The 18418-nt window shown below is 64.2% G+C and carries 17 protein-coding genes; 9 read left to right on the forward strand and 8 right to left on the reverse strand.

Going from position 1 to position 18418, the window contains the following annotated elements:
• From QZ501_RS10860 to QZ501_RS10870, 3 genes are all read right to left on the reverse strand, one after another.
• Positions 1–397 (reverse strand): hypothetical protein (locus tag QZ501_RS10860; protein ID WP_295719410.1); only part of this gene is annotated, 397 nt, incomplete at its 3' end.
• Positions 394–1455 (reverse strand): hypothetical protein, encoded by a 1062-nt coding sequence (locus tag QZ501_RS10865; RefSeq protein WP_295719412.1) that lies wholly within the window; start codon positions 1453–1455, stop codon positions 394–396. The genes QZ501_RS10865 and QZ501_RS10860, both read right to left, overlap by 4 nt.
• A 138-nt stretch (positions 1456–1593) precedes the next feature.
• Positions 1594–2205, reverse strand: coding sequence for a methyltransferase (locus QZ501_RS10870; RefSeq protein ID WP_295719414.1), 612 nt, complete (start codon positions 2203–2205; stop codon positions 1594–1596).
• 98 nt (positions 2206–2303) lie between these two features.
• Here QZ501_RS10870 and QZ501_RS10875 point away from each other — a divergent pair, with 98 nt between their 5' ends.
• Positions 2304–3059, forward strand: a complete 756-nt coding sequence (locus QZ501_RS10875) for a VIT1/CCC1 transporter family protein (RefSeq protein WP_151440362.1) — start codon at positions 2304–2306, stop codon at positions 3057–3059.
• Between the two features lie 21 nt (positions 3060–3080).
• Here QZ501_RS10875 and QZ501_RS10880 read toward each other — a convergent pair whose 3' ends face one another.
• Entirely contained in the window at positions 3081–3461 is a 381-nt protein-coding gene (locus QZ501_RS10880) for a MerR family transcriptional regulator (RefSeq protein ID WP_151440363.1), read from the reverse strand.
• A 124-nt stretch (positions 3462–3585) separates the two neighbouring features.
• Here QZ501_RS10880 and QZ501_RS10885 point away from each other — a divergent pair, with 124 nt between their 5' ends.
• Both QZ501_RS10885 and QZ501_RS10890 read left to right on the forward strand, forming a co-directional pair.
• Positions 3586–6069, forward strand: coding sequence for a heavy metal translocating P-type ATPase (locus tag QZ501_RS10885; RefSeq protein ID WP_295719416.1), 2484 nt, complete (start codon positions 3586–3588; stop codon positions 6067–6069).
• A gap of 164 nt (positions 6070–6233) precedes the next feature.
• Positions 6234–7034 carry a crotonase/enoyl-CoA hydratase family protein gene (locus QZ501_RS10890; RefSeq protein ID WP_295719418.1) on the forward strand — a complete coding sequence of 267 codons (801 nt, stop codon included), beginning with the start codon at positions 6234–6236 and terminating at the stop codon, positions 7032–7034.
• A 90-nt stretch (positions 7035–7124) separates the two neighbouring features.
• Here QZ501_RS10890 and QZ501_RS10895 read toward each other — a convergent pair whose 3' ends face one another.
• Both QZ501_RS10895 and QZ501_RS10900 read right to left on the reverse strand, forming a co-directional pair.
• On the reverse strand, positions 7125–9122 hold the full coding sequence (locus QZ501_RS10895) for a hypothetical protein (protein WP_151440366.1): 1998 nt from the start codon (positions 9120–9122) through the stop codon (positions 7125–7127).
• Between the two features lie 66 nt (positions 9123–9188).
• Positions 9189–9647, reverse strand: coding sequence for a DUF4112 domain-containing protein (locus QZ501_RS10900; RefSeq protein WP_160899299.1), 459 nt, complete (start codon positions 9645–9647; stop codon positions 9189–9191).
• A 93-nt stretch (positions 9648–9740) separates the two neighbouring features.
• On the opposite strand from QZ501_RS10900, the gene QZ501_RS10905 reads away from it, so the two are divergent.
• Genes QZ501_RS10905 through QZ501_RS10930 form a run of 6 tightly spaced genes read left to right on the forward strand, consistent with a single transcriptional unit; the run spans position 9741 to position 15573 of the window.
• Complete coding sequence (locus QZ501_RS10905) at positions 9741–12539, forward strand: monovalent cation/H+ antiporter subunit A (protein ID WP_295719422.1); 2799 nt, start codon at positions 9741–9743, stop codon at positions 12537–12539.
• On the forward strand, positions 12540–12881 hold the full coding sequence (locus QZ501_RS10910) for a Na+/H+ antiporter subunit C (protein ID WP_077529163.1): 342 nt from the start codon (positions 12540–12542) through the stop codon (positions 12879–12881).
• Complete coding sequence (locus QZ501_RS10915) at positions 12878–14398, forward strand: monovalent cation/H+ antiporter subunit D (protein ID WP_295719424.1); 1521 nt, start codon at positions 12878–12880, stop codon at positions 14396–14398. The genes QZ501_RS10910 and QZ501_RS10915 overlap by 4 nt, the downstream gene beginning before the upstream one ends.
• Position 14399: 1 nt before the next feature.
• Positions 14400–14903 carry a Na+/H+ antiporter subunit E gene (locus tag QZ501_RS10920; RefSeq protein ID WP_160899296.1) on the forward strand — a complete coding sequence of 168 codons (504 nt, stop codon included), beginning with the start codon at positions 14400–14402 and terminating at the stop codon, positions 14901–14903.
• Entirely contained in the window at positions 14900–15169 is a 270-nt protein-coding gene (locus QZ501_RS10925; RefSeq protein ID WP_095618116.1) for a K+/H+ antiporter subunit F, read from the forward strand. Before QZ501_RS10920 ends, QZ501_RS10925 begins: the two co-directional genes overlap by 4 nt.
• The gene (locus QZ501_RS10930; RefSeq protein ID WP_295719427.1) at positions 15166–15573 is read left to right on the forward strand and encodes a Na+/H+ antiporter subunit G; all 408 of its coding nucleotides are present in this window, start codon (positions 15166–15168) and stop codon (positions 15571–15573) included. The genes QZ501_RS10925 and QZ501_RS10930 overlap by 4 nt, the downstream gene beginning before the upstream one ends.
• Here QZ501_RS10930 and QZ501_RS10935 read toward each other — a convergent pair.
• Both QZ501_RS10935 and QZ501_RS10940 read right to left on the reverse strand, forming a co-directional pair.
• Positions 15534–16925: a sigma-54 dependent transcriptional regulator gene (locus tag QZ501_RS10935; protein WP_295719428.1), complete on the reverse strand. Its 1392-nt coding sequence runs from the start codon at positions 16923–16925 to the stop codon at positions 15534–15536. The two genes, QZ501_RS10930 and QZ501_RS10935, sit on opposite strands and share 40 nt — an antisense overlap.
• Positions 16922–18391 carry an ATP-binding protein gene (locus QZ501_RS10940; RefSeq protein ID WP_295719429.1) on the reverse strand — a complete coding sequence of 490 codons (1470 nt, stop codon included), beginning with the start codon at positions 18389–18391 and terminating at the stop codon, positions 16922–16924. The genes QZ501_RS10935 and QZ501_RS10940 overlap by 4 nt, the downstream gene beginning before the upstream one ends.
• Between the last annotated feature and the right edge of the window lie 27 nt (positions 18392–18418).

The following is an 18418-nucleotide window of genomic DNA, read 5'->3' on the forward strand; positions in this document are numbered from 1 at the left end:
GGGCCGCCTCGTACAGCAGCCCCGCCTCCCGTTCGCCCTTTGCGCCTGCCAGCAGGGTCTCAAAGTCGTCCAGCGCTTCCCTGTGCAGACGTTCTGAGGCTTTCTCGGAGAGGCCCAGCGGATCGCCGAAACGGGCCTGGAGATTCTGGATGCGGTTAAGCGTGTGCACCCGCACCAGCGGGTCATCCGCCCGCCGGAAAACCCGGGCGTGACGGCGCACCGCCTCTTCCAGCGAGGCGTCCGGCCCGGTGCCGCTACCCGTACGGATGACAATGGGGCTGAGGTCCCCCAGCGTAGCCGCGCCTTCCTGCAGGAGCACGGTTGCGCGCGCGCCACTGGCACCGGTCATAAGGAGCGCAATGAGGCCCGCATTCAGGAGGCGACCGGCACGCATCATTCCCATCCGCCCCGCTGAACCGGTCTTTCCGTCTGGCGCAGGGCCACCTGCTCATAGACCAGCGCCTGCTGCCGCAGGTTGCGGTCCCGGAACCCCACCAGCCGTTCACGCTCATCTGCCAGGAACCCGAGAAATCCGGAATCCAGTTTCGCTGATTCCACCGAGGGATCGCCGCCGTCCGCCACGTATTCCAGCACCCAGGCAATCAGTGGCGAACGGGTGTGGTTCCTGCTGCCCCGCAGGAACTCAACCAGATCCTGATCTCCCTGCAGCTCCGAACGGATCAGGCGCGCCAACCCGTGTTCCCTCACCTCTTCCCGCAGGCCGTCAAGCCGTTCGATGCTGCGCTCAAGGTAGGCATGGTTGCGTTCCGCCGTTGTCAGCGCTTCACCGTGATGACCGGACTCGCTGTAACCCCAGACGCGCGCCAACCGTGCCTCCGCCACCCCCGGCCAGGCCACCGGAAAACGCGCCACCCGCTGCCAGGTCTGGAGGGCACGGTGCAGGCTGCCGTTTCGAGCCCGTGCGATGCCAAGCAGGTAGAGGCCCTCGCTGACCAGGGTGCTGTCCGTGCGCACACGGCTCAGGGCCTGCTCCGCCCGCCGGGCATCGTCCTGACGCAGGGCGAGCAGCCCCTCGGCGATACGCGCCCGGCTGACCAGATCCGCGCCCCGCAGTGAGCCATCGCCAGCAGCCAGCGACCGGACCACCCGCAGCGCAACGCGCGTGCGACTCAGCGATTCCCGCTCCAAGTACGCCATGGCCAGGTTGTAATACCCCATGCCCCCCCAGAACGGGTCACTGATGCGGTTAAGCTGGTTACCGGCCTCACTGAAGTGCTCGTAGTGACGTGCGGTCTCGGCGAGCAGGAAAAAGAGTTCATCACGCTCCTCATCGCTCACACTGTCGGGCTGGATATTCTCGGACAGGATGGATTCCGCACGCTCCGGGGTATCCTGGTCGAGCGCTGCCCGTGCACGGTCCAACGAGGAGGCCAGCGCTGACGGAACGAACAGAGCGCAGAAAAGGAAAAAGACCGTAATCAACCGGATCGCCATAACCTCCAGACTCCGGATTACCGGGATAGGCGGCGGCCAGTTTATCAATCGCGGTCAGCACGGGATGTGGGACAGGTCACCCACTGGCGATCCGGAGTGTTATGGCTGTCTCAAATCGAGCGCTCGAAGCGGTATGGGTTAATCGATACGCTCAAAACACGCCAACTGCGAGGGTGAGCCCAGCTCCGGATCCGCTTCGCCGATGCCGCCGAAACGCACACGGTAGCCGTTGCGCTTGGCGACACCGGAGGCCCACTGGCGGAAACGGGCCTGGCTCCATTCAAACCGGTGGTCAGGGTCGCGGAGCTCGCCGGGAGCAAGATCGAACAGGGGATTGTAATCACGGTTGGGCGTGGTCATGACCAGGAAGGACGGTCGGAAATACTCGAAAACCGCCCGCTCAACGGTCGACAGATCCCGTGGTGGAACATGCTCGATGACTTCCACCATCGCTGCCGCATCGAAGCCTGAACAGGCGGCATTCGGCTCCTGAAAGGAACCCCGGACGAGCTGGACCCTCGGCTCCGGCTGCTCCAGCCAGTGAGCCAGGCGTTCCCGCGCGTTGCGCAATGAGACGCCGGAAGACTCCAACCCCACCAGACGGTCAAACGCCCCGGATTCCAGGCACCGCTGAAGCAGGGCACCGGAACCACAGCCCAGGTCAATCACACTGCGGGCCGTACTCCGGGCCAACAGCGACACGACATGATCGAGGCGGACCTCGTGGAGGGCACTGGTCTGGGTATCCATGGGGTCACTCTATGCTGCCGATTAGACGTGTAACAATGCTATAAACGCCCACAGGGGTTACATTGGCGGGTAATTGTACGCGACCCAGGGAGCCCTGAATGGACGATAACCCACTGGAACACAGCCACCAGCCGGATGCCATCCGGGAACGCCTGTCGCAGCAACCGCAGCAGAGCTACCTGAGGGATGCAATACTCGGTGGTATCGATGGCTGCGTCACCACCGTGGCCGTCATCGCCAGTGTGGCCGGCGCTGGCCTTCCAGGCATGGTCGCCTTCGTACTCGGCATCGCGAGCCTTATCGCGGATGCCTTCAGCATGGGAGTGAGTAACTACCAGGCAGTGAAAAGCGACCATGATGCGCGGGACCGCTTGCGCGAACAGGAGGCACGCCACATCCATCACGATCCCGAAGGCGAACGCGAGGAGATCCGTGAGATTTTCCGGCAGAAAGGCTTTTCAGGGGACATACTGGAGCAGGTGGTAGAGACCATCAGCGCGGATAAGCGCCTCTGGGTGAACACCATGATTCAGGAGGAATTCGGCTACGCCCTTTCAGGTCCGGCGCCCATGAAGGCCGCTGCCTCCACCTTCTGGGTGTTCATTGGTGTGGGGCTGATACCACTGCTGCCTTTCCTCATTCCCTTCCTGGCAGGTCTGCAAATGTTTCTGGTAAGTGGTGCAGTCGCGATCCTCGCCCTTTTCGGAATCGGTTGGGTCAAGGGCCAGATCCTGGGGATGAGCCGCTTCCGGGCCGGGCTTGAGACCCTGGCCATGGGAGGGGGAGCGGCAATCCTCGCCTTCCTTCTGAGCTTTGTTTTCGAACCCATGCTGAGTGGTCTCAAGCTCGGCTGAGGCTGCAGCCTGTTGCCTCAGTCAGACCCCGAATGATTCCAGAATCGGACAGGGTCCAGAATCGTCCGCTTCACACTCCGCTGCAAGCTGCCTCAGGGAATCGCGCGCCTGCTGCAGCTCACGGATCCTGACCTCAAGGGCCTCGATACGGGTCCGGGCGAGTTCCCGAGCCCGCGTATGATCATGACTGGCATCCAGGCCGATCAATTCCCCGATCTCCGCAAGGGAAAACCCTGCAGCCTGCGCCTTGCGGATGAAACGGAGACGACGCACGTCCTCATTGCCGTAGTGTCTTACGCCACCTTCACTCGATGGGGTCTCAAGCAACCCTTTGCGCTGGTAGAAACGGACGGTTTCCACCCCCACATCACAGGCAGCGGCAAGTTTTCCAATGGTCAGCATGGTTCTCCCGGATCCTGAACTTGACCCCGTACCATGGTACGGCATTTATTCTGTTTGTATACGCTAACCCAGAGGTCTGGCACAAGGATCTCAACCGCTGAATGTAGCGGCAGGAGGAGCACCCATGAGTACAACAGAGCGCGAATACGACCTCACCATTGAAGGGCTGAACTGCGGCGGCTGTGTCAGCAAGACAGAGAAGGCCCTTCACGGCGTGGACGGCGTCAGCGAAGCCAGTGTGAACCTGGCCACAGGCAGAGCCCGGGTCCATGCAGGCGACTCCGTCTCCCCAGGGACCCTGAAAGAGGCGGTCCAGAAGGCCGGATTCGATGTGGCGACCGAAACCTTCCGCTTCCAGGTCACCGGCATGCACTGCGGTTCCTGTGTCAGCCGAGTGGAAGAGGCCGCGCTGGCCGTATCCGGCGTGGTGGATGCCAGCGTGAACCTGGCGACAGAAAAGGCCACGGTGGAGGTGGTGGCCGGCACCGTCGAAGCCGGTGAACTGGCCCGCGCCATCAGCGAAAGCGGCTACAGTGCGTCGCCGATCCGGGAGGAGACCACCGGCAACGATCAGGAGGATGCCCAGGCCACGGAAGCACGGGCATTGAAGCGCTCTGTGGCGGTGGCAGCGGCATTCACGCTGCCCGTGTTCATCCTCGATATGGGCGCCCACTTCATCCCGGCCTTCCATGAATGGCAGATGCAGGCCATCGGCCAGCAGCCGCTGTACTACCTGTTCTTCGTTCTGGCCACCATTGTCCTGTTTGGCCCCGGCCTGCGCTTCTTCCGCCAGGGGTTACCCGCCCTGCTGCGCGGTGGCCCGGACATGAACTCACTGGTGATGCTGGGTGCGACGGCGGCCTGGGGTTACTCCGTGGTGGCCACCTTCCTGCCCTCAATCCTGCCCGAAGGTCAGGTGCAGGTATACTACGAGGCCGCGGCGGTCATCGTGACCCTGATCCTGGTGGGACGCTACATGGAAGCGCGGGCGAAAGGCAGGACGGGTGAAGCGATCAAGCGGCTGCTCACGCTCCAGGCACGCACTGCGCGCGTGATCCGCGATGGCGACGCCCAGGAGATCGCCATTGAGGATGTTGTTCAGGGCGATACAGTCCAGGTACGCCCCGGCGAGAAGATCCCGGTGGACGGAACCGTAACCGGCGGCGGTTCCTGGGTGGATGAATCCATGATCACAGGCGAGCCGGTACCGGTTGAGAAAGCCGAGGACGACGAGGTCGTGGGCGGCACCATCAATCAGTCCGGCAGCCTTACCTTCACCGCAACCCGCGTGGGCAATGACACCACCCTGCAGCAGATCGTGCGCATGGTGGAGGAGGCCCAGAGCTCCAAGCTGCCCATCCAGGCGCTGGTGGACCGGGTGGCCGGTGTCTTTGTTCCGGTGGTCATGGTGGCCGCCGCCCTGACCTTCGGCATCTGGCTGCTGTTCGGACCGGATCCGGCACTCAGCTTCGCACTCATCAACGGCGTGGCAGTGCTGATCATCGCCTGCCCCTGCGCCATGGGCCTGGCCACGCCCACATCCATCATGGTGGGCACCGGCAAGGGTGCCGAGATGGGCATCCTCTTCCGCCGCGGCGACGCTCTGCAGCGGCTGCGCAATACCGACGTGGTCGCGTTCGACAAGACCGGCACCCTCACCCGTGGTCAGCCGGAGATGACGGACTTCGAGGTCATGGGTGATCAACAGGAGGACGAGCTTCTGCGGCTGGTCGCCAGTGTCGAGCAGGCTTCGGAACACCCCATTGCCCGGGCCATTGTGGCGGCCGCCGAGGCGCGTGAACTGAACCTCTCTGAAGTATCCGGGTTTGATACAGCGACCGGCAAGGGCGTTATCGCCCAGGTGGATGGCCATGAAGTGGCCCTGGGCGGGGCCGGTTACATGAAAGAGCTGGGCGTCCCCACCGACCAGGCCGGCAATACCGCGGAGAAGCTGGGCCATCAGGGCCGCACACCACTGTACGCGGCCGTGGACCGGCAACTGGCCGCCGTGATCGCCGTGGCGGACCCACTCAAGGAAACCACGGTTGATGCCATCCGGCACCTGCATGACGCGGGCCTGCGCGTGGCCATGATCACCGGGGATAACCAGCACACTGCCAACGCCATCGCCCGCCAGTGTGGTATTGATGAAGTCCAGGCGGAGGTGCTGCCGGACGGCAAGGTGGATGCGGTCAAGGCCCTGCAGGAGGGCGGTCGCGCAGTTGCCTTCGTGGGCGACGGCATCAATGACGCGCCGGCGCTGGCCCAGTCGGATGTGGGCATTGCCATCGGCACCGGGACGGACATCGCCATCGAGTCGGCGGAGGTGGTGCTGATGTCCGGGGATCTCCAGAACGTACCCAATGCCATAGGGCTGTCCCGGGCAACCATCCGCAACATCAAGCAGAACCTGTTCTGGGCGTTCGGGTACAATACGCTGCTGATTCCAGTAGCAGCGGGGATCCTGTATCCCTTCATCGGGGTGCTGCTGTCGCCGATGTTTGCGGCGCTGGCGATGGCCGCGTCCAGTGTCTGTGTGCTGACCAATGCGCTTCGGTTGCGGCGGTATCAGGCGCCTATGCAGACAGAGGCACCCTCTCCAGCCTGAGTGTACGCGCAGGATAGGGGCTGGTAATCTCTGCCGGGAAACGCTGTAAATACATCCCTGTACGCTTGTCTTCCGCCATCCATGGCTCCAGACATTCCCGTCAGAGATTACCAGCCCCTATCCGTTCAGAGATTTCGAGATATCCGGCCCAAAAAGGAAATACCATGTCTGACCGAGTCACTCTGGAAATCGAAAACGACATCGCCTACGTCACACTGAACCGGCCGGACAAGTACAACGGCCTGGATATGGCGATGTTCGATGCCATCGCCAGCACCGCGAAAACCCTGAAGAAGGATCGTTCGATCCGGGCCGTCATCATTCAGGGGGCCGGCAAGGCTTTCTGCTCCGGACTGGATGTGAAGAGCGTGTCGGCAAATCCGGTCAACTTCGCCAAGCTGCTGTTCAAGCCGGGCCGGAAGATCAGCAACCTGGCCCAGGACGTGGGCTACCTGTGGCGGGAGGTGCCGGCGCCGGTGATCGCCGTGACCCATGGTGTCTGTTACGGCGGTGGTCTGCAGATCGCGCTGGGCGCGGATTTCCGTTACAGCACGCGGGATTGCGAGTTCTCGATCATGGAAGCGAAGTGGGGGCTGATTCCGGATATGAGCATCACCACCACCCTCTCCGAACTCATGCCCATCGACAAGGCCAAGGAGCTGACCATGACCGCCCGGGTCGTCGAGGCGCCCGAAGCGGAACGGTTGGGGATGGTCACGCATGTGAGCGATACCCCCCTGGATGACGCCCTGGCGTTCGTGGAGGAGCTGAAAGCGAAATCGCCGGATGCGGTGGCGGCCACCAAACTGCTCTACAACCGTGCCTGGCAGGCGGATGACCGCACGGCGCTGGGCTGGGAAAGCCGCCTTCAGAAGAAGATCATTGCGCGGGCCAACCAGCGCACGGCGGTGGCACGCAACACGGGCAAGCCGGAACAGGCCTACGACCACCGTCGCTCGTTCTGAACCTCACCCCCGTAGGAGCGCGCTTGCGCGCGATGGTTCCCGGAGGGGCGCTTTACCGTGGCTGGCATGTGATCGCGCGCAAGCGCGCTCCTACAGCCGGTCCGCGGCCCAGCTGCCTTCCACCAGGGCACGCACGCCCTGAATCTCTTCAGGCGGGACTTCGGTGGTGTGCAGCTGCCAGTCGGTCACATCGTAGTGGAAGATATAGAGCCGCGATGTGAATTCGCTGATCGGCAGGGACGATTCGCCGTGCTGCTCGCCATAGCCCTCGGTGGAGACGGTCACGCCCTTGCCCCAGTCCTGACCGCTGTCGTTGTTGGGGTTGTAGAAATACACCCGCATCACCTCGTCCTGGTCCAGGGCCACACGCAGTATGGCGATGGCGTGCCAGCCCACGAACCGGGCCTGGCTGTCGGTGACGGCAATACCGGCCGGCTGTGGGTGCACCACGGGGGTATTGCCGTTGTAGAGCGGGTTGTACAGTGAATAGAAGGTCCGGATGAAACCGTCCGGATCCTCGAGCTTGCCGGTCTCCACGTCCACCGCGATCGCAAACCCACGGTGCACCCACCAGCCGTGGAATTCCGGATTGATCCAGCGGTGCGGGTCCTCCCCGCGGCCGTCAGAGAGCCGCCCCATTTCCAGATAAAGCCGGTCGAGATGCGGCACCAGCACCAGTGACAGCGGATCCAGGTCCAGATTCCACTGGCTGACCACACCCGTATAGAGGTAGGCGGAGTTCAGGGCCTGGCCCTCGAACTCCATCACCACCTGGTTGTCCCGCGACGCCCAGCGCACCAACTGCAGAAGGTAAGCGGGGTCCGTGTACGCCCACATGGAGAGCGCACGGGTGGACTGGCAGGCCGGATTGTTGCCCTGGCCCAGTCCGAGCGGCAGGCCCAGGGCACCGATCAGCCCTCCCATCAGATAGACACCGGGTTCATGGGCATCCCCATAGAGCCCGGTCAGCAGCGCGCGCACATCCGCATGGATCGGGGTTTTCATCTGGCGCCAGAGGGCGGCGGCAATGCTGTTCTGATAGAGAATGCCCCGCTCCAGCAGACAGGCAAGCCCATAGAGGGCATGACAGTTCTCCGGAAAGAGGCTGTAGCGGGCCAGGTCCATCATGAAACGGCGGTAGCAGAGCAGGCAGTCCCTGCCGGTGCTGCTCAGCCCCAGACAGCGGGAAACCATCTCGGCATCGTCCTGCTCCAGCGCATAGCGCAGAAACGTCGCATGGTAGGGAGAAACCAGCCCCGTATCATGCATGGCGCGGGCGAAACTGGCGGCTTCGGCGTCCAGCGCCATGTTGTCGAGCCCTCGGACCCGTTCCTCGTAGACCTCCAGTCCGGGATCCTCGCGGGAATGCTGAGTGGGCCCGTAGAGCGCGCTCACCAGCTGCTCGGCACCGCGAGCCGTGGTGCCCAGGCTCACCTCCGGATCAAAAAGACAGTCCGCGATACGGTCAATCATCTGGCGGATGTTGTCCACCTGAAGCGGCCGCTGGCGCAGAAGGCGCCACACTTCAGCCACCACATGGTCCAGAATGCTGTCGAAGCCGATGTGCTCGGCCACGAACCCCAGATGATGGTCAAGCATGCGCTGGATGTCCGCCGGGCGGTTACGCGCGGCTTCATCACTGATGCCGAACACCGATTGCAGGTTGAAGGCCAGCACCTGGGTCAGAAAGTGTTCCGCCTGCTCGGCGGACAGCCGCGGATGGAACCAGCTGCCACTGGCCACGGCCAGCATGCGCAGTTCGCTGAGACACTCCAGGGCAATCAGCCGGGCGTCGCCCTCGGCAAAGGTGGAGGGCACAAAGCGCGCCTGGAGGGAATCCGGCAGCTCCCAGTCGCTGCCCACGAAAAGCCCGGCCTGCTCCAGCCGGGGGGCACGCTCGAACAGCAGCGCCGGCCCTTCCGGCAGGCCCAGAAGCTTGCGGGCCTGGTCCAGGACCTGACTTACGCAATGGACCTTAGCGTGGGATGGGGCCTTCTCCAGGCTCGCCACCGCGTTATCAAGGGTGCTGACAATAGGGCTGGCATCAGAGCCCGGCGTGGTCCCGGCGTACTGAACGGGTTCAGACATGCGTTTGTTTCCGGTCGTAGATTCCTGCCGCCCAGTTTCACTCCATTGGCACAGGATGCAAGCGGTTTAGACGACGATCAGCCATATCAACCCCACCAGCAACAGCGCAGCCGCCAGCAGCCACGCGGGATGCGGCCACCATCCCGGCTCAGGCTCGGCGAGCCGCGACTCCAGATGCTCTCGCAGCAGTATCACATTGCGGTTGTTGGCACGGTAGAACACATCGAACACATCACCGGCCACCGGCAGGGTGCCTCCCACGGCATCCACCAGGCCGTTACCCAGCATGCGCAGCTGAAGGGAGCGGGGTGCCCCGATCTGGCGGGCCTGCTGGATCAGGTACAGCGACAGCACCAGCCCGGCGACATCCCCGACCCCCGGAACCAGGCCAAGCAGGGGGCCGATACCGAAACGGATGCGGGTGAGGGGAACCCGGAAACGGGAGTCGGTCAGACGGGCAAACCGCTCCAGCCGTGCCAGTGTGGCACGCTCACGCTCAGGATCTCGGGCAGGGATCTCTCTCATAACGGAAGCAGCCTATACCTCCTTCGGGTAGCTGACAATCCAGCCCCCGTCCATTACCCTTCGCGGCGTCGGAACTCAAGGATACCTGCGTTCATGATGCTGCTGTCGATTGTCGCGCTGCCCCTGCTCGGGGCCCTGATTACGCCGCTGGTCTCGCGGCGCTCGACAGCGATCCTGCCTGCCCTGATTGCCGGAGCCATCGGAATCACCGTGGTCAGCGTGCTGCTGAGCCAGGCCCCGGATGTTCTGGGAGGCGCCATTCTCATCGAACACTACCCCTGGCTGCCCGGGATCGGTCTCTCGCCGGCCTTCCGACTGGATGCACTGGGGCTTTTCTTCGCGCTCATCATCGCCGGCATGGGCCTGCTGATCACGCTCTACGCCCATTTCTATTTCGCCGGCAAGCACGGGGCCGTGCGCTTCCATTCGCTGATGCTGGCCTTCATGGGCGCCATGCTGGGCATCGTGACCTCCGAGAACCTGCTGTTCATGCTGGTGTTCTGGGAGATGACCAGCCTGGTGTCCTTTGTCCTGATCGGCTTCCATCAGGACGAACGCCCGGCCCGCCGTGGCGCGCGTATGACCCTGGTGATTACCGGCGGTGGCGGGCTGGCACTGATGGCGGGGGTTCTGCTGATCGGTAACAGCGTGGGCAGTTTCCAGCTGAGTGACATCCTGGCACCGGAAACAGCACTGACGTCGGACCCGCTCTACCCCTGGATGCTCGGCCTGGTCCTCATCGGCGCCATGACCAAGTCCGCCCAGTTCCCGTTCCACCTCTGGCTGCCGAATGCCATGACGGCGCCCACGCCGGTCTCCGCCTACCTGCACTCGGCCACCATGGTGAAAGCCGGCATCTTCCTCCTGGCCCGGCTCCACCCCGCCCTGGGGGACACGGACGCCTGGCTCTACAGCATTTCAACCGCCGGCATGGCCACACTGCTGACGGGCGCCTTCATCGCCATGTTCAAGCATGACACCAAGGAGCTTCTGGCCTATTCCACCGTCAGCCATCTCGGGCTGATCACCCTCCTGGTGGGGCTGAGCACACGCATGGCTATGGTGGCCGCGCTCTTCCACCTGCTGAACCATGCCCTGTTCAAGGCACCGCTGTTCATGATGGCCGGCGCCGTCCAGAAGGCAACCGGCACCCGGGACATGCGCCGCATCAACGGCCTGTGGCGAACACTTCCGGCTCTGACAGTCATCAGCGCCGTGGCCGCCGCCTCCATGGCCGGGCTGCCGCTGCTCGGCGGTTATCTGAGCAAGAAGATGTTCTTCATCGAGAGCATGAACGCATCCGTGATGCCGCCCCTGCAATGGCTCACACCGGCACTGGCCGCCATTGCCGGCCTGTTCTCCGCCGCCTATTCCTTCCGCATCTTCCACAACGTGTTCTTCAACGGTAAACCGCAGGATCTGCCGGTCTGGCCCCCTAAGAACCCCGGCGTGGGCATACAGGTCCCGGCTGCCGTGCTGGCGCTGGCGGTGGTGCTGGTGAGCTGGCATGCCGAGTCGGTGGTCCATGGTCTCATCGGCCCCGTCGCCTCCGCGGCGGCAGGCAGCGCCCTGCCCGACTACGACATGCACCAGCTCCACCACATCGGCACCGCCTTCTTCATGAGCCTGGCGGCCATGCTTGGCGGTCTGCTCGTCTACATGGCCCGGGAGCCACTGTTCCGGCTTTACGACCAGCTGCCTCCGGCCGATGCCCGTGAGATCTTTGAATGGCTGATGACCCGCGCCGGCGGTACGGCCGAACGGCTGGTCCATGCACTGGAGAACGGCTCGGTCCAGCGCTACATCGCCCTGATCATCCTCTCGGCCATTGTGCTGGCCGGACCGGTTCTGCTTTCCGGCATCCAGTGGCACGGTGGCGAGACCATGACACCCGTGGATCCCCTGACCGGTCTGGGCCTGGTACTGCTGATGGCCTCAGCGGTAGGGGTGGTGCTCGGCCACCACCAGCGCCTGTTCGCCCTGCTCCTGCTTGGCAGCGCCGGGCTTTTCGTCACTCTCACCTTTGCCCGCTTCTCGGCGCCGGACCTGGCGCTGACACAGCTCTCGGTCGAGGTTATGGCGGTGATCATCATGATGCTGGCCCTGTCCTTCCTGCCACAGACCACGCCCCTTGAGTCGAGCCGGTTGCGAAAGGGTCGTGACCTGGGCGTTGCCACTCTGGGTGGGCTCGGTGTCGGACTGGTGTCCTTCGCGATCATGACCCGCCCCCACAGCACCATCGCGGAGTTCTTCCTGAGCCAGAGCAAACCGGGTGGCGGCGGGAGCAATGTGGTCAATGTCATACTGGTGGATTTCCGCGGCTTCGATACCCTGGGCGAGATCACGGTGCTGGGAATCGCAGCCGTGGCCGTCTTCGCCCTGACCCGCAACCTCCAGCTCAAGGACCGTATCCCGCAGGAGCGGGACCAGTACTGGGCCTCGAATCCCCACCCGCTGATCCTGCGCACCATGGCGCGGCCGATACTGCCCATAGCGCTGATGGTCTCGGCCTACATCTTCCTGCGTGGGCACAACATGCCTGGTGGCGGTTTCATCGCCGGACTGATCACGGCGGTTGCGCTCTCACTGCAGTACATGGCCGGCAGTCTTGCCTGGGCCCATGAACGCATGCTCACACCCTTCCGGCCCCTGATCGGGCTGGGGCTGCTGCTTGCCTGCGGCACCGGGCTGGGCAGCCTGGTGTTCGGCGAAGCGTTCCTCAGCTCCTGGTTCGGGCATTACAAACTGCCCCTGCTGGGTCATCTGGAGCTGGCCACCGCGCTGCTGTTCGACCTGGGCGTCTTCACCACCGTGGTCGGGGCCACACTGCTGATCCTCGCCAACCTGGGCAAACTCATGACCGTGCACGGCCCCGGCAAGGAGATCGGATAGATGGAAGCACTCTACGCCATTGCTGTCGGCGTGCTCACCGCCTGTGGCATCTACCTGGTGCTGCGCGGTCGCACCTTCCCGGTCATCATGGGACTGACCCTTCTGTCCCATGGCGTCAACCTCTTCCTGTTCGCCAGTGGCCGGCTGGCACTGGCGGCCCCGGCGGTCATCGGTGAATCCGCGGACCCAACGGACCCTCTGCCCCAGGCACTGGTGCTGACAGCCATCGTGATCAGCTTCGCCATGACGGCGTTCGTGGTGGTGCTCGCCCTGCGCGCCGCGGTGGAGCTGCGCAATGACCACGTTGACGGCGTGGATCCCGAGGAGGACTGGCGCCCATGAATCACCTGCCGGTCCTGCCCATACTTCTGCCCCTGATCACCGGAGCACTGCTGGTCACCCTGCCGCGCCTGGGCCTGAACGCCCAGCGCTTCATCAGCCTGGGCGCCACTGTGGCCGGTCTCGGCCTGGTGCTCTGGCTGGGGAGCATGGTCCTGGAGCACGGACGGCTGGTCTATGCCCTCGGTGGCTGGGCGCCACCTTTCGGGATTGTGCTGGTTCCGGACCGGCTGAGCGTACTGATGCTGGTGCTGACCGCCACCCTGGCCGTGCCGGCGCTCATCTACGCCTGCCGGGGTGATGACGATGCCGGCGCCCATTTCCACGCCCTCTTCCAGTTCCAGCTCATGGGGCTCAACGGCGCCTTCCTGACCGGCGACATCTTCAACCTCTTCGTCTTCTTCGAGGTACTGCTGATCGCTTCCTACGCCCTGCTGCTGCACGGCGGGGGCACCGCACGCAGCCGGGCCGGGCTGCACTATGTGATCATCAACCTGATCGGCTCGGCGCTCTTCCTGCTGGCACTGGGCATGCTCTACGGCCTCACGGGCACACTGAACATGGCGGATCTGGCCACACGCATCAGCAATGCGCCACAGGCCGACCAGCCGCTTCTGCAGGCCGCCTCCCTGGTGCTGCTGGTGGTTTTCGGAGTCAAGGCGGCTCTGCTGCCGCTGCTGTTCTGGCTGCCACGCGCCTACACTGCGGCCGCCGCACCAGTAGCGGCCCTGTTTGCGGTCATGACCAAGGTCGGCCTGTACGCCATGATCCGTGTCTTTCCGCTGGTGTTCGCCCTGGATCAACCACTGGCGGCCCTGACCGCCTGGCAGTGGCTCTGGCCCCTCGCGCTGGCCACGCTGGCGCTGGGTGGCATCGGGGTTCTGGGCGCCACCAGCCTGCGCAACATGACCGCCTACATGGTCATCGTCTCCACAGGCACCCTCATGGCGATCATTGCCCTGGGCAGTACCGAAGCCCTGGCCGCCGCGCTCTTCTATCTGGTGCACACCACACTGCTGACCGGAGGCTTCTTCCTGTTCGCGGACCTGATTGCCCGCCAGCGCGGTGCAGCCGGAGACTACATGGTCGTCACCGCCGCCATGAAGGACAGGCGAACCCTGGGTATCCTGTTCTTCTTTGGCGCAGTGGCGCTGGCCGGGCTTCCGCCGTTCAGCGGTTTTGTCAGCAAGGCCTGGATGCTCCAGGCGAGCCTCGCGGAAGGCGCCGCCGGAATTTTCTGGCCGCTTCTGCTCGGGGCCGGCTTCCTGATGCTGGTGGCACTCAGCCGGGCGGGCAGCAAGTTCTTCTGGCGCCAGTCACCGGAACGGGATCATGACATGAGGGCCGACCGGGTTCGGCTCGCCTGTGTGATCGTTCTGGTAGGGGCCGGACTGGTGCTGAGCCTGGCCGCAGCACCGTTGATGGACTATACCCGGTCAGTAGCGGCACAGCTGATGGCGCCCGGTGATTACGTGAGGGCGGTCCATGAGGCCGGGCTCAGACTGACGGGAGGGCACTGACATGACACTGATGCCGCAGCTGACCCACTGGTGGCCCAGGCCCCACTTTTCGCTGTTCCTGCTGGTGCTCTGGCTGCTGCTGGTCAACTCGATCAGCCCGGGGCAGGTGCTGATCGGGGCGGTGCTGGGCTGGCTGATCCCCTTCTCGACCCAGCAGTTCTGGCCGGAACGTCCGCACCTGCACAACCCGGGCCGCCTGCTGCTGTACATGCTGCGGCTGCTGGTGGACATACTGCGCTCGAACCTGAGTGTGGCACGACTGATCCTGCGCGATCCGGATACGCTGACGCCGGCATTCGTGCGTTACCCCCTGTCGCTGACCAATGAGTTCGCCATCACCATGCTGGCCAGCAGCATCTCGCTGACTCCGGGCACGGTGTCCGCGGGCCTGAGCCCGGACCGGGCCTACCTGCTGGTGCATGTCCTGCATCTGGACGATGAGGACGAACTCATCGAACAGATCCGCGAACGCTACGAGACACCGCTCAGGGAGATCCTGGAATGACCGCCACAGTACTGCCCATCGCCCTTGCGCTGTTCAGCCTGAGCCTGCTTCTGAACCTGTACCGCCTGCTGCGCGGGCCGGACATCGTCGACCGGATCCTTGGCCTGGACACCCTCAACGTCAATGCCATCGCCGTGATCGTTCTGGGTGGCATCTACATGGACTCATCACTGATCTTCGAAGCGGCCCTGCTGATCGCGCTCATGGGATTCGTAAGCACGGTGGCCATGACCAAGTACCTGGTGCGCGGGGACGTGATCGAATGATGGGGGAAAGCATGGCACTGCCGTTCTGGTTGGATGCACTGATCGCACTGCTGCTGCTCAGCGGTGCCCTGGTGGCCCTTCTGGGTTCCATAGGGCTGGCGCGCATGCCGGACGTCTACATGCGCCTTCATGGCCCCACCAAGGCCAGCACTCTGGGCGTGGGCGCCACACTGCTGGGCTCCATGATCTGGTTCGGCGTGGGCCACGAGGGTCTGAGCGCACAGGAGATACTGATCACCGTCTTTCTGTTCGCCACGGCCCCGGTCAGCGCCCACATGATGGCCCGGGCCGCGCTGCACCGGCGGGTGGCATGCCGGGAAGGCACCCATGGCGAGCCATGGGATGAAATGGATCGTCTGCCGGGTTACGCGGAGTCTTCGTCATCCTCCGATAACCAGCGATAGAGGGTCCGGCGGTTCACGCCCAGAATGCGGGCGGCCTGGCGCTTGTTCCCCGCCACCTGCGCCAGCACATGCTCCACATACCGCTGCTGCAGCGTCTCCAGTGTCGGCAGCGCCTCCCCCGGCGCAAGAAGCCCCTGCGTGTCCGCACCCGTGGGTTCGGGAGGCGACCCGGCGGCGTCACTCGCTTCCCGCACCCGCGGTGGCAGATGCTCCGGCAGGATGCGCTCGCCATTGCAGAACGTCACCGCCCGCTCGACCACATTGGCCAGCTCACGGATGTTGCCGGGATAGTCGTAGGCGCGCAGGCAGGCCAGAGCCGCGTCATCAAAGCGCAGGTCCCCGCGCTCACTGCGCCGCAGCGAGGCGTCCAGAAAAAACATGGCCAGCCGCTCAATATCATCGGCACGCTCACGCAGCGGCGGCACCTCCAGTGCAAGCGCTTCCAGCCGGTAGTAGAGATCCTCACGGAAGTCACCGTTGGCCACGCGGGCCTGCAGATCCTGATGGGTGGCGGCGATCACCCGCACATCCACGCTCTGCTCGCAATCCGACCCCACGGGGCGGATACTGCCCTCCTGCAACGCCCGCAGCAGCTTGGCCTGCAGCGCCAGCGGCATTTCCGCGATCTCATCAAGCAGGAGTGTGCCGCCATCGGCCTGACCGAAAAGACCCGTCCGCGCCCGATCCGCGCCGGTGAAAGCACCCCTGGCATGGCCGAAGAATTCGCTTTCCATGAGATCCGCGGGAATACCGGCGCAGTTGACCGCCACAAAAGGTTTCTCCGCCCGCGGGCTCTCCGCATGGAGGGCCCTGGCCACCAGCTCCTTGCCCACCCCACTTTCCCCCAGCACCAGCACCGGCATGGCCCCGGTTGCCACCTGCCGGATCTGATCGTACAGCCGATGCATGGGGTCGCTGCCACCAATGATCCCGTGGAAACCAGCGGCATCCCCACTGGAGCGATAGGCATCCACCTCACGGCGCAGCGCCCGCTGTTCAAGCAGACGCCGGATCATCAGAAGCAGGTGATCCATGGACAGGGGCTTGGTCAGGAACTCATCCGCACCGGCTTTGAGGGCATCCACCGCCTGATCCACGGTCCCGAAGGCGGTGATCAGAACAAACAGCGGTGGCTCAGGAAGCGCCTGAGTCCCCCGCAGTACGGCCATGCCATCGCTGTCCGGCAGGCGCAGATCCGATACCACCAGATCCGGCGCCCCTTCCTGGCAGAGCCGGAGGCCCTCATCAGCCCGCTGGGTGGTGACCACCTCGTAGCCTTCCGCCTCCAGCTCCTCGCGCAGCAGATCCAGCAGGCTCGAATCGTCCTCGATGACCAGGATACGCACACTCATGCGGATTCACCTCCTTCCGATCCACCGGCCCTTGGCCACTGCAGTACCATGGCACAACCACCCCAGCGGCTGCTTCCAATGATGATGGCACCCCCGTGTTCCTGCATCACACTGCGGACCACGGCCAGCCCCAGGCCCGTGCCCTCACCGGAAGCACGGGTGGTGTGGAAAGGCTCAAGAACGGCTTCGCGATCACCGGGCGGGATGCCCGGACCATCATCCTCGACGGTTACGGCAATGGCCTGGGGCCCCTTTCGGACACTCAGCATGACCCGGGAGCTGGCCGCCAGAAAGGCATTGCGCAGCAGGTTGGAGACCGCCAGCTCACAGCGTGTCCGGTCGCCATTGATCACCGCCTCCGGCGCCGCGTTGTCGATTTCCAGGGTGATCCCTTCAGGGGCATCACCATGGGCATCGAGCACGCCGGTCATCAACTGCGCGGTGGTGAAGCGCTCCTCGGCGGCACTGGGGGAATGCCGGAAACAGTCCAGAAGCTGCTGTACGATCCGGGTCATGCGCTGGACCTGGTGACGTATATCCCCGAGATTGCGCTGACCACGCTCATCCCCTGTACGGCGCTCCAGCATGCGGGCGCGGCCGTCGATGACACTCAGCGGCGCCCCCAGCTCGTGGGCGACACCGCCGGCCACCCGCCCGATCATGGCCATTTTCTCCTGGTGCTGCAGGCGTTGATTAAGCCGCGTCTCCCGCGCTTTCTGGTCAATGATCTCCTGTTCCGCCGCTTCGATGCTGTCGAGCATCTCGTTGAGTGCCGCCGCCAGCTGACGGGTTTCCCGCGGCCCCCGCAACTGGGCCCGAATGCGCCGGTCGCCGTCCTGGACCCGGGCCATGACGCTGGAAAGCCGGCCGACGTGGCGCCCCACGCCACCATAATGCCCGCCGATTGCCACGAGCAGTATGGCACCGGCGGTCAGCGACCAGATCCACCAGGCGTTGTTGCGCAGATCCGCCAGCCTCTGGTCGAAATCGCTGCGCTGGCGGGTGATCTGCAACAGCCCGATGATCCGGCCATCCTCGCTGAACAGCGGCGTGAAGTGGGAGAACACATCCTCGCCCTCAATCTCCCGATAGGTTCCGAGGTCATCCCCCTGCGCCACCGCATCCGCTGCGCTGCGGCTGTCACTCACATCCCGGTCCACAATGCCCACCTGTGAGACACGGTCGCCACGCTGATCGTAAACGGAAGCCCCGTAGACACGCCCCACACTGAAGATGGAGGTGGTGATGTCGTTGACCTGGACATAGTCCCCGTTCTGGAGCGCCCGGGAGAGCGGATAACGGGTTGCCTGGGCCAGAAGCGCCAGGTCCTGCTGGAGACGCTCCTCATCGTGGGACTGGATCACGCCCAGCCCCCAGTAGACCGCCACACCACTGACCAGCAGCAGCGGCAGAACCACTGCCAGAATCAGCGTGAACTGGAGGCCGGGCAGACGCAGATGTTTCATCGATTCCTCCCTGAGCATGGGTGGCAT

The sequence above is a fragment of the uncultured Halovibrio sp. genome, from assembly GCF_913056445.1.
GTDB lineage: Bacteria > Pseudomonadota > Gammaproteobacteria > Pseudomonadales > Oleiphilaceae > Halospina > Halospina utahensis_B.